Source organism: Vibrio sp. MED222 (assembly GCF_000153005.1).
Taxonomy (GTDB): Bacteria; Pseudomonadota; Gammaproteobacteria; order Enterobacterales; family Vibrionaceae; genus Vibrio; species Vibrio tasmaniensis_A.
Window position 1 is genome coordinate 1131669 of record NZ_CH902606.1, and the last position, 12668, is coordinate 1144336.

A 12668-nucleotide genomic window follows, 5' to 3' on the forward strand; every position below is an offset into this window, starting at 1 on the left:
AAAAGTTAATAAAGTAAAACTTGCTCGCTGTCACTGTCGCTTCTATGCTCGAATTAGACTTATTTGAACCTCTGCCTTCATAAGCAGAGGTTTTTTTATGCCCAAATCACATAAAACGCGCATAAACGAAAATAATAAATGACCGCAAACGAAAGTTCATATAGGATTCAATTATGTTCTAAAATGCTCGTTCGCTCAGAAAGAGGTCAAAACCATGAGTGCTCAACAAAATAATTCAAACAACAGTACACCTTCCACTTTAGACTTGATCGTGATTGGCGGCGGCATCAACGGTGCAGGCATCGCGGCAGACGCATCAGGTCGTGGTCTAAACGTTGGCTTATACGAAGCAAATGATTTCGCATCTGCAACGTCTTCTGCCAGCTCAAAGCTTATCCACGGTGGCCTACGCTACCTTGAACATTACGAGTTTCGTTTGGTTTCGGAAGCACTCGCGGAACGTGAAGTCTTGTTAAGAAAAGCACCTCATGTTGCTCAACCAATGCGTTTCCGTTTACCACATCGACCATTTTTACGCCCGGCTTGGATGATTCGCTGTGGCCTATTCCTTTACGATAACTTGGGTAAGCGCACCACTCTTCCTGGAAGTAAGACCGTCAACTTAGCGAAATCAGGCCTACTGAAACCAGAAATGAAGACAGGCTTCGAATACTCAGATTGCTGGGTTGATGATGCGCGTATGGTGTTGCTCAACGTATTAGCAGCAAAAGAAAACAACGCAGAAGTTCGTAACTACTGCCGAGTTGAAAAAGCGCACCGTGAAGGCGGCATCTGGCATGTGACGATCCTTGATGTCATGACCAACCAACGCTTTGAACGTAAAGCGAAAGCACTGGTCAACGCAGCTGGTCCTTGGGTTAAACAGTTCTTTGATGATGGATTAGAGCAGGCTTCGCCTCGTAATATTCGTCTGATCAAAGGCTCACACATTGTTGTGCCACGCATTCACGACGAACCACAAGCATACATTCTGCAAAACAAAGACAATCGCATTGTGTTCATGATCCCTTACCTAGATAAGTTCTCGATCATCGGCACCACCGACCTTGAATACAAAGGCGACCCACGTAACGTCGCAATTGATGATGTCGAAGTGGATTACTTGATTGATATTGTTAACCAACACTTTGTTAAACAACTTGGCCGTGAAGATGTGGTTTGGACATACAGTGGCGTAAGACCGCTTTGTGATGACGAATCTGATTCACCGCAAGCGATCACTCGTGACTACACGCTCGAATTAGACGCAGAGCTTGATCAAGCACCACTGCTTTCGATCTTCGGTGGCAAGTTGACCACTTATCGTAAGCTAGGCGAAGCAGCACTTAAGAAGTTAGAACCACACCTAACCAACATGGGTGCGCCTTGGACAGCCAACAACACACTTCCAGGTGGTAACTTCAGTTGTAGCAGAGAGCAGCTTGCGAAGATGATCCACACTAAATACCCTTGGGCATCTGAAGCGCTATTACTTCGTTACGTGACTCAATTCGGTACTTACACGTGGAAGCTACTGGAAGGAGCAAATTGCGAAGCTGACCTTGGCAACCAATTCTCAGGCGAAGCTCATGGCGTTTATCAAGTTGAAATCGATTACTTGATCAATGAAGAGATGGCGATGACTGACGAAGACATCTTGTGGCGTAGAACCAAGCTTGGCCTGTACATGAGTGAATCCGAGCAGCAAGCAGTAACGGATTACCTGAAAGAGAAGCTACAAAGCAAAGTAGTGAGCTTTTCTCAAGTCGGCTAATTCCACCAGCCTAAACATGGTTCAAGAACATATTTAACAACGAAGCTTAGCGTCCCCCGCGCTAAGCTTTTTTATATCCACCCTATTTGCAAAACCTTAGTGCTAACTGAGTTTGTCTATATCTACGGTTTCTTATATCCAAATATTCTTATGCGTTCAGATAGAGACTGGAATGCAGAAACGAAAAAAAACTCCCGAAGGAGTTTTTATTGTCTAAACCTGCAGTAACCGTTTAGCGATCTAACGATTTAACTTAGCTATTCAGCAAAACAACCCGCTAGCTAGGCAATTAAACGAGCATGCAGTGAATCTTTAAGCTCAGAACGATCATGTTTTAGTTGGTGCATCGAGCCGTCATCAATGGGTGAATCTTTCAGCTCTAGTTTACGAATCTCTTTATCAAGGTTGTCGTATGTCTTCATATCTTCTGCAAAGCCATCGTCAGTTTTAGCAAGCTCAGCAATTTTGTCTTTCATTTCAGGAAATTCGTGAACAAGAGAGTGATTTTCACCTAGCATAGAAACCTCTTAAGTTGAGTAAAGTGATTGGTAGTACACATTCATTATTTACCTTAGCAAGGGACTCAAATCACAAATGAGATCCAGTACACAGCCTAGAATATAGACAGTTTAGATTCACAAATTTACAACATAAATCGGCAGGGATGCGTTGTTTTACATAGAAGAAAGCCTCACGTAATCGCAAGGCTTTGTAGAAGTGAGTTCTTTATAAGAACAGTGACAGAAATGATAATAACAGCAGCTAAAAAGTATTTTCAAAAAAGGATTAGCTGCTACAACCACCAGAATGAACTCGATTCATTTGATCATGTGAAGGTGTGTCAGAGCCTGTCGATTGACATCCTGCCACAAACAATAGCGTTACAGATAAGATAAGCCATTTCATAATTAATCCTCTTTTAGTCATGACTAAAGCATAGTGCTTGAAAGCGCGGATACCTCAGTCATTAACTAAAGCCTTACCTGCCGATAAAGCCTTAGTTAATGAACAAAGCATCGCTTCATTAATTAACGACCTGTCTTCGTGCAAAAAACTTTCACCAAACGAACAAAAAACAGTCACAACTCTCTCTAAGCTTCACAAAAACCAGCCTTCCGATTCCTTTTGGTTATTACATAAATAACATCAATTCATTTCTAGAATCACCACCAAACCGATACATTAGTGTCATCTCCTAATGACGACCTCAAGGTAAACGATATGAAAAAGACCATTTTAGCAACACTGATTACCATCACATCAATGCAAACAATGGCAGCAGTTGAAGTAACCGACGAAAACTTCGCTCGTGCAGAAAGCGACCTTTACTTCACTCAACAGTTAGAGCATCAACCGGTTAATGTTTTTGAGCATAATCGCGAAAACGTAACGGTAGAGAACCAAATGATTATCCGCTCTAACACCGACCTGCTCTATTCAACCGCGGTTGTCGATGTCTCAGAAGGCGCAACATTCAAACTGGCGGAAGGCGATGCGTACCAGATCATGCATATCTTCAATAACAATCATGATAACCACATGGCCATTTATGGTGGCGAAGAAATTTACATCGACTCAGAAATCGCAGGTTCAGACTACATCTACATACTGATGCGAACTGCAACAAGTGCTGGCGCAGATGAAGCGCATCGACTGCAAGATGCGGCGGTCATTAATGCGAAATCAGCTAAGCCTTTTGAACCTGCTTCAGATTGGGATGATGCTTCTCGAGATAACGTCCGAGCAAAATGGGAGAAGCTAGTTAATGACATCAAGACAGAAGAAGCCTTCACACCAAACATCACAGCCACATCAGATAACAAGCAGTTTATGATTGGTACTGCAGTAGGTTGGGCTGGTATGCCGGCAGAGCATGCTGTGTATACGTCACGAGCGGGTACAGGTAAAACGGAATGTGCAAACATCACGTTTGAAGCACCCTCATTACGTTATGACGAAGGCGGTTATTGGTCAATTACAGCCTATTCAAGCCAAGGTTGGTTAATGACGGACAACAACAGCGCTGATTCAACGACATCAACACCCAATAAAGACGGTTCTTACACGATCCACTTTGCGCCAAAAGGGCAAACCTGTGACGCTGCAAATAACGTAATTGAAGTAAACGATGATGGCTGGAACTTTGCGGTTCGTGCATACCGTCCTAGTGATGAAGCGGTAGCATCAGGTGAGATGCACAACTTCCCACAGGTCACTGCTCAATAGCGGGGAATAACGACTGAATTGCGAGTGATTAGTGTTAATTAACTGGCAATAACAGCTGCTAACAATAACAGCTACTAACAATAACCTAGCCTCTCATTTGAGAGGCTTATTGCTTTTCTTTTATGATGGTTTGGGAGGTAGTGATAATTTTTCGCTTAAGCCATTGATTCATCGGGTGCATTCTCTTGTTATGAGATTCCACCAGCACGATTTTTTTGAGCTCTTCCGGTGCATAATCAGGAAAAGAGAGATAATCGAACTCTTCATTAAGATAAAGAGCAAGCTGCTTGGAACACGGTAGAATCATGTCACTTTGTTTAATGACCTCTAATAGCGTGTGCAAATACGAGCTTCTTGCTTTCACTTTAAGCTGCTCTGACGACAAATGCTTGGCGATATAAGGCTGAATATCATTCCACCCCGGTATCACCAAACTCGCGTATTCCGCTTCATCTATCTCTTGCTGTGAAATCACTTTGCCAGCTAATGGATGGCCGGTTTTAACCAACCCGACAAAGTCATCCTCACCGATAATCTGATGGGTAAACTGCTTATTCGTTTCGATTGGAGAAAAGTTGATAGCAGCTTGTATCTCGCCATCCAACAACTTTTTCAGCGTTTGAGAGCCCCAATTAACAATATTGACTTGAGCATTGGGCGCTTCTTGAATGAGACCAAGGCATAAACGCGCACCAAGCCAGTTCGAGATAAAACCGTTAATCGCAATCGTGATGTTGCCTTGATACTCGGCAGGGTCAAAGCTTGGGGTTTCAAGAATCACGTCGTCTAAGCTTTCCATGATCATTGGCAGTCGTTCACCAAGCTCTAACGCACGTGGAGTTGGCTTCAAACCGGAATGGACACGAGTAAACAATTCGTCATCAAAGTATTCTCTCAATCGCCCTAGTGCTTTACTCACTGCGGGCTGACTCAGCGCTAATTTATTGCCAGCAATGCGAGTATTTTGGGTTTCTAGCAAAACCAGAAAAACGCGGATTAAATTGAGATCCAATTGTTTCATAGTTACCTGTCATTAAAGTTTGGTCAGGGAGATATTTAGCCGTCTGGCGATAAAAGCTAACTTAGCGAATATCTCTCTCATTATGGCTCATTTGACGATTGATTCGCTTAACGATCTTTAACTCTTTCTTACTATCTAGACAAACTAAACAATAAATCATCATAGAAAAAGCGGAACTTCAATTCCTTAAAGTTCTGCTTTAACAATCCATGACTGCTTACGCTCTGCGCTTTTTGAAGGCGTGCCAGCCAGCGCTGAAAATTGTTTTTAACACCACACCTAATGCGCTTAGTTTAGGGTCGGCATTCTTGCCAGAGGCGATGCGCCACATTTGATGTTCATACCAAACCAGCCCGACCATCGCCATCCTGTCTAAAGCGGGCTTTCCTGTGGTTGGCACCGTTAGCGGCATACCGTGGCTAGGGTTTTCAATTAACTTGTTAGGGAAATCTGGATCAACCGCCATTGTGCGCGCAATACCAATAAAATCGGTCGCCGAGGTGTTTAATGCTTCATTCATTGCTTGCGCGGTTCGAAAACCACCCGTGACCACCAGCGGTGTGCTGACGAGTTTTCTCGCCTTCACCATGTAATCCATAAAATACGCTTCACGCTTTACTGTGCTGGCCTTGATTGATTCAGCCTTATTCTTTGAACCCATCATTGATGGGCTTTCATAGGTGCCGCCGGAGATCTCAATCAAGTCGATACCGTTATCACTCAATGTTTGTACAACCTGCATCGACTCTTCTTCAGTGAAGCCACCTTTCATGAAGTCGGCGCTGTTGAGCTTAATCCCGACGGGGAAATCGTCACCGACCTCTTTTCGAATCGCACGATAAGCCTCAAGCACAAAACGAAGTCTGTTTTCGAGTGAACCACCCCATTTGTCTTGGCGTTGATTGTGTCTCGAAGACAAAAACTGACTCACGAGATAACCATGAGCACCGTGGATCTGCACACCGGTAAAACCCGCTTGTTTTGAAAGCTTTGCACTCAGCGCGAATTTATCAATGATTGCAATTATTTCCTTCTCAGTCAGAGCTCGTGGCGTATTAAAGCCTTTTTCTAATCCGCGCTCTAAAGAGATAGCTGAAGGGGCAACTGGGCTATCACATAAGAATTTAGGGATTTGCTTACCTGGGTGATTCAGTTGCATCCATATCTGCGAACCATTCTGTGTTCCGGCACTCGCCCACTCACGAAATACGGTTAAGTCACTGTGCTCATCTAACACAACGTTTTTAGGTTCACCAAGCGCACCTCTATCGACCATCACGTTGCCCGTCATGGATAGGCCAATTCCTCCTTGAGCCCAACGCTGGTAAAGCGTGACTAAACCTTGCTTAGGGTTATGATGTTTATCACCTAGCTGTTCACTCATTGCCGATTTGAACAGGCGATTTTTGATCACTTGGCCATTAGGAAGAGAAAAAGGGTCGTTGAGGCAGATCGGATTCATGCGCGTGGTTACTTTCTTTGGTTTATATATTCAGTCCAGTATGCCCTATTTTATTCTACAGTTCTGAGCATTTAACGCCTATTTCGAAGCAAGTTTCGCTCAATAAAAAATGCCAGCGGCATAGCAGCTGGCATTAATCGATTATAAACAAAACCTTAAACAGGCGATTTAAGTCATCATTTTATCGTGGATTTTTTGACCTTAGTAAATGGTGTCGATTTCCATTTATCTGTTCTTACCTCTTCACCGGGCGTGTACATACGTAACACTGAATACCATTGATGATCGGGGATAGGTAAGAAGTTAGGATCATCTTCATGCCCTTTTACATCGCTACTCATGTAAATGGTGTAGCTGCCATCAGCATTAGGCGTTAGCGTTCTGTCTCCACGGGAATGACGGTTTAAGTCATTTTTCTCCATCAATCGGGTTTCACCACTGTAGGCCGTGTATGACCAAAAACCACCCTCTTCTAGCGGCGGCGCATCGAAGGTCACCGTGTAATCATACTTACTACCATCGAGCGCACCACCTTCACTATCGAAGAAGTCACCGCTGTACATAGTGTGTTTTGCAGGCAGCCCCCATTGGCCCATTAAGGTGCCGTAGGCGTGCTGAAAACTTGGAACCTTGGTCATTTCATCGCGAGTGCCTAATACGTCACGTGAATCATCAAAGCCCGCATTAATGATTCGTTCCAGTCCGTCTTTTTGACCAGACTCGATCATACTAAGCTGCTCTGCCGTAAATGGATGATTGGCTTTGCCTAATTCAACATCTCCTAAGCCAATGTACTCGAACAGTTCAAGCAGCTTTTGGTCATGCGTCTTCATTGTTCCTTCAGACAGGATGAAATTGGTTCGTTCGACCCAATTAGAATCTTCAGGGTCTGGATACTCGCGCTCAATAGGAACTGGCCCTTTCTGACCTAAGTATTCCGACAACGTCCTAACATTCCATTGATCCATTAACTTTTGAGCAGTTGCAGAATCGTCACCGCCAAGGTCCATGATTCGACCCATCATTTTGACCAGCGGGTGCTCGACATAGATGACTTGATCGACACTCGCAGGCACTTCACCTTTCCACCCTTCAACTGCATACATGAAACTGCCGCCTTTTGTGCCTCGCTGTGGAGAGCCAAAAGCCGAGTCAGTAAAGTGCTGCATATTCATGGTATGGAACAACCAGTATCGATTGTCATCATGGTCTGGAATCGTAACGATGACAGGCTCTGCTGCTAGATCCATCCAACCCATCAAATGTAACGTGTCATTGTTAATCGTCGGGTGCGCAGTGTAAGTGTCGTCAGCAAGTATTCGAATATTTTGGAATCGATTCAAAGGGTAATCTTGCTCAACGACGGTTTTGTAAAAGTATTTGTAGGCTTCATCTATCGAGTACGCGTACTCATAGGCAAGTTGTGCCAATAGCTGATTATCCTTTTTGAGCGACGCTAAACTCGCCATCTCAATGGGTAGAGTTTCCGTCTTGATCTCCATTGCTGTTTTTGTTGCCACAGATGCGCTCGTCGCGTCCACGGATTGGCTCGCGAGTACCGGAGACGGAAGTGCAACCATGAAAGCACAAGTCAGTGCTGCCGCAAGTATGTTTTTTTTCATCATTTAATGTCCTAACTAAAAACGAGTACGGAAGGTGATCCAAGTGTTGTTGTCAGTATCACCACTAAAAATGATGATGTTGTCACTATCGACCTTGTAGCCCAGCTGCATTTCAGCAGAGAAATCTCGAGTGTTCTCACCATCTAACCCGTAGGTGTATTGGGGGGCGAGTAGAAGATAAAATTGGTCAGCAAAATCGTACTTTAGATAGTTGATACTGCTGATGATTTGCGTGTCCTCAAACTTATTCTCCTCCTCCCACATTTGTCCGTACGTTATGGCGCTATAGAGTTTAAATTTGTCGCTTAACTTGAATGCTTGCATCACACCAATAGAGGCGTAGTTCGATGTTAGATCGTCGTTGGAGAAGTCGTGTCCAGCATCAACAAATAAGCCGGTGCCCGTTTTCTTATTGGGTGTGAAGAATCGTGCTCGATAGTTTTCAAAGTTGTTTTTGCCTTCCAGCTTACCCAACACACCCCAATCGCCACGATTCACGCCAAACTGGAAGGTAGCGCCAAGCCCTTTATTGCCCGCAATAATTTCACCTCCCGTATAAACAGCCATTGGATCAGCCATGTCACTGGCAGGTTCTTCTTGAGCGGAAACGGAAAATACAAAGGGGATAAGCGCAAAGATAGAGAGTGTAAAAGTGGAAAAGGTGCCCGTGAGCAGACGTAACGGTTTCTTCATATTATTGTCCGATAGTAAGGTGCGCTTGTTACAGCACACCTTGTATTAGTCGTATTTGGCGTTAGTCAGCAACCACTGATTTGTCTGCCATACCAATACCACCGGCTTTCTGTCTTGGTGGAAACGCTTTGAGTGACTTCTGATATTCCGCCGCTGATTTTTGTAGCTTTGGTAATACCCAAGACTTCTCTTTCATCCATAAGAACCAACCACGAGTATCAGGGCTACGCTCGTAAGGATCAGCCTTGATGTTGATGAGCATCCCTAGTGGCCACTCTTCAGGAGGCGCAATCCACTCCGTTTTGGTTTTTAGGTGCACTTTCCAATCATCCACTCGGAACGCATTCAAATCTTGCTCGTTGTAGAAGAAGAACTCATGACGTTGACTCGGTTCGCCTTTGGTCAACATATCCAACTGGTTATAACCATCCAAGTGAACTTGGTAACGCTCGCCATTTAACTCTTTTCCATCTAGCAGCTCTTGCTTAATGTCGCCTTCACCCACTGCAGCCATAATGGTTGGCACCCAGTCTTCAGAAGTCATGAAGCCATCGGTGTATTCACCTTGAGGGATTTTATCTGGCCAGCTGACCAGCATTGGTACACGGAAACCGCCATCCCACGTCGTGCCTTTTTGACCACGGAAAGAGGCAGAACCACCATCAGGCCAATGATCTAGGTTTACGCCGTTGTCTGAGGTAAACAAGATTATCGTGTTATCAATTTCACCAAGATCTTCTAACTTATCGAGTAATACACCGATCTGGTCATCAAGTTCAATCAAGCCATCGTAATACGTGTTGATTTGGCTCGCGCCTTGGTATTCCGGGCGCACGTGCGTTTTTTGGTGCATACGAGTCGGGTTGTACCACATGAAGTAAGGTTGTTCGTCTTTCTCTGCTTCATGTCTATCGAGCCAATTAGTAGCAAACTCCAAAAATTCGCCATCAACGGTTTGCATGCGTTTAGAGCCTAAAGGACCTTTATCTTCAATCGTTTGCTTTCCAACCACACCAAACCTTGGGTCTTCTTGCATGTCCACACTCTCGGTAGCGACAGTGTGAAGAACATTACGAGGGCGACCTCTGAAGTTAGGATCTGTTGGGAATTCCGGCTGTTCAGGCATCTCCATAACATTAAGGTGGTAAAGGAAACCGAAGAATTCATCAAAGCCGTGCACCGTTGGCAGGTGACTATTGTTATCGCCTAAGTGACTTTTACCAACATGCACGGTCGCATAGCCTTTGTCTTTCAACATTTCGGCTAGGGTTGGATCTTCTTTTTGAAGGCCAAGTGAAGAGCCCGGCTGACCGACAGACGTTAAGCCTGTTCGGAAAGGATATTGACCCGTGATAAAGGCAGATCGCCCCGCAGTAGAGCTGCCTTGTGCGTAGTAATCGCTGACCATCATGCCGCGTTCGGCAATTCGATCAATGTTCGGCGTATCCACCGCGCCTAAACCGCGGTGGTAGGCTGACAGATCTGTTGGGCTCACATCATCGAGCATGATGGCAACCACATTGGGTTGGCTCGCTGCATGTACGTTGACGCTCGCCAGTACCGAGAGCGCCAGAGCGGATTTAACAAAAGACTTATACATTTATAACCCTCATTCACTATGAGTAAATCGCTGAAGTCACAACGAAAATTGTGCATGTCTCAGCGAACCGTTGTTGAGGTAAATGGTATAAGAAAGACGCCAAAAATGGCTTGATAGCCACTATTACGATTATTAATAGTGGCCGTTAGAAAGGGGAGTTATTTAAAAGGAATAGTAGCGTGACACTAGGATTGAATAATCGACGTAATTTCTTTTTGAAGCCAATCCGTGAACGGGTTATTGCGGTTTGCTTGATGGGTAAACAGTGCCAATTCTCGACGATAGGTGTCTTTCAACAGTTCCGGCGGTAAGTCGATACAACGATAACAGTGATCAAGCAAATAGCGGCATTTCGACGATGTTATATAGATGAAGTCGCTGTCCTTAACGACTTCTAGCATCAAATTCATATTGTTACTTCTGAGCCCGATGTGTTTATCTAAGTCATATTTTTTGATCAACATTTCCGCCTTGGACGGCTGAATGTAACCAGGGATCATATTGATACAGAGTGGGTATTTCAGAATGTCCTCAAGGGAATTACCTTGAATTGGGTGGTCAGCTCTTAACACCAACATGAACTTATCAAAGCCAACTGGGCGCTCAGTAAGGGTTTTATTGACCTCCATGGGAAGATAGCTCACTCCCCAACACATTCGGTTGGTCTCTAGGGACTGGACGCCGTTTTCTAACCAAGGTGAACATTGAAACGTCACTTGCGGCGCTTCTTTGGTCAGCTTCTTGATTAATGGCACACCCACAGGGATCAACAGCGGGGAAGGCAACATGATTTGAACCTCCCCTCTTAAATCTTCCAACCCCCACTCATCATTGGGTATGTAAAGGTTATCTAACTGCTCTAATAGCAGAGGCAAGGTTTCGATAAGCTTTAAGCATTTTGGGGTGGGTTCAAGCCTTGCTTTATCTCGAACAAACAACTCATCATCAAATTGTTCTCTGAGTTTACGAAGCATGACACTGATCGTCGGCTGACTTACGTTCAAGGCTTTTGCTGCACTCACCGTTTGACGAGTTTCATTAAGCACCAAAATGAGTCGCAGTAAGTTTAGGTCTTTGGTCATGCCCTACTCCAAGTGATTTAGAAAAGTGGAAAGTACGCTGGCGAATACCCTTTTTTCATCGCTTCTACCATTGGCAATAATTTGGGTAATGCGTGACGAAAAAACATCTCATACCCTTGGCACAAATGATTCATCGGACTGCCGTCTTCGGTTGTTGCGATCCTGTTTTTAGGACAACCACCTTGGCAGAGTTCAACAAAATCACAACGTCGACAAGTGCTGTTTAACTCATCATATTTGTTGGTGCCAAACGCGATTTGTTCTGGTGAGCTCGCCATAGTTGCAAGCTTATCACTGTTCATGGTGCCCAATTGATGATCTTGATACCCATAATGGTCACAACTATAAACATTGCCGTCATGCTCAACCATTAATTGCTGCCCACAAGTCGCGCTGTGATGACACATTTGGCTTTGGTAGCCCATCAACACCATTAAACAGTTTTCAAAAAACTGGATATACACTTTGCCGACATCATTGGCGCTCCATGCATCAAACAAGTCGCAAAGAAATTGCCCCCACTGCTCGCCCGTTAACGACCAATCATGCCCTGTTCGTCTGTCTAACTCATGATCGATACAAGGTTGAAACTGCATGTAACCACTGCCATTTTCAACCAAAAACTGATAGATCGTTTTACCGTGTTTGTAGGTTTTATTGTTCACGACCGTTAACGTATTAAAATCAACATTGTGCTTTTTAAGGTAAGACACCCCACGCATTGTGCGTTCAAAAGACGACTCGCCATTTTTATCGATCCGAGCGATGTCATTCAGAATATTGGGCCCATCGATACTGATGCCCATCATAAAATTGTGTTTAGCAAAGAAGCTCGCCCAGCGATCATTAATCATGGTTCCATTGGTCTGCATCGTATTCACGACGCGCTTTTTCGTTGCTTTGCTTGCCTGTGCTTTCATCGCCGTTTCATAGAAATCGAGCCCTCTTAACATAGGCTCGCCACCGTGCCAGATAAAATCCACTTGTTGATCTTTCATTGGCTGCGCGTCGATATGAGCACCGACAATTTGCTCCATCATGTCCAGAGACATTGACGATCTTTTATCGCCATCTTGTCTATTGAGATAATAGCAGTAGCTACAATCCAGATTGCACTGAGCCCCTTCTGCTTTAATGAATAAGCTAAAAGGATAAGTAGATGTGTTCATATCGATTCCCGTACTTTTT

At 44.4% G+C, this 12668-nt stretch carries 10 protein-coding genes; 2 read left to right on the forward strand and 8 right to left on the reverse strand.

What is annotated here, in order from left to right; translation table 11 throughout:
• The first annotated feature begins 214 nt into the window (after window positions 1–214).
• A complete protein-coding gene (glpD, locus tag MED222_RS16660) occupies window positions 215–1774 on the forward strand; it encodes a glycerol-3-phosphate dehydrogenase (protein ID WP_009845920.1) in 1560 nt (519 codons plus the stop codon).
• Between the two features lie 281 nt (window positions 1775–2055).
• Here glpD and MED222_RS16655 read toward each other — a convergent pair whose 3' ends face one another.
• A complete protein-coding gene (locus MED222_RS16655) occupies window positions 2056–2292 on the reverse strand; it encodes a YdcH family protein (RefSeq protein ID WP_009845921.1) in 237 nt (78 codons plus the stop codon).
• A 667-nt stretch (window positions 2293–2959) separates the two neighbouring features.
• Between MED222_RS16655 and MED222_RS16650 the strand changes: the two genes are divergently transcribed.
• A complete protein-coding gene (locus tag MED222_RS16650; RefSeq protein ID WP_032555092.1) occupies window positions 2960–4000 on the forward strand; it encodes a DUF1214 domain-containing protein in 1041 nt (346 codons plus the stop codon).
• Between the two features lie 106 nt (window positions 4001–4106).
• Here the strand turns inward: MED222_RS16650 and MED222_RS16645 are convergent, their stop codons facing one another.
• The 7 genes from MED222_RS16645 to MED222_RS16615 all read right to left on the reverse strand — a co-directional run bounded on the left by MED222_RS16645 (window position 4107) and on the right by MED222_RS16615 (window position 12649).
• A complete protein-coding gene (locus MED222_RS16645) occupies window positions 4107–5021 on the reverse strand; it encodes a LysR family transcriptional regulator (protein ID WP_009845923.1) in 915 nt (304 codons plus the stop codon).
• 217 nt (window positions 5022–5238) lie between these two features.
• Complete coding sequence (locus tag MED222_RS16640; RefSeq protein ID WP_009845924.1) at window positions 5239–6483, reverse strand: NADH:flavin oxidoreductase/NADH oxidase family protein; 1245 nt, start codon at window positions 6481–6483, stop codon at window positions 5239–5241.
• 176 nt (window positions 6484–6659) lie between these two features.
• The gene (locus MED222_RS16635; protein ID WP_032555093.1) at window positions 6660–8108 is read right to left on the reverse strand and encodes a DUF1254 domain-containing protein; all 1449 of its coding nucleotides are present in this window, start codon (window positions 8106–8108) and stop codon (window positions 6660–6662) included.
• Between the two features lie 12 nt (window positions 8109–8120).
• A complete protein-coding gene (locus MED222_RS16630) occupies window positions 8121–8798 on the reverse strand; it encodes a hypothetical protein (RefSeq protein WP_009845926.1) in 678 nt (225 codons plus the stop codon).
• A 61-nt stretch (window positions 8799–8859) separates the two neighbouring features.
• Entirely contained in the window at window positions 8860–10398 is a 1539-nt protein-coding gene (locus MED222_RS16625; protein ID WP_009845927.1) for a sulfatase-like hydrolase/transferase, read from the reverse strand.
• Between the two features lie 185 nt (window positions 10399–10583).
• Window positions 10584–11480: a LysR family transcriptional regulator gene (locus tag MED222_RS16620; protein ID WP_009845928.1), complete on the reverse strand. Its 897-nt coding sequence runs from the start codon at window positions 11478–11480 to the stop codon at window positions 10584–10586.
• A 17-nt stretch (window positions 11481–11497) separates the two neighbouring features.
• Complete coding sequence (locus tag MED222_RS16615; protein WP_032555094.1) at window positions 11498–12649, reverse strand: anaerobic sulfatase maturase; 1152 nt, start codon at window positions 12647–12649, stop codon at window positions 11498–11500.
• Window positions 12650–12668: the final 19 nt, after the last annotated feature.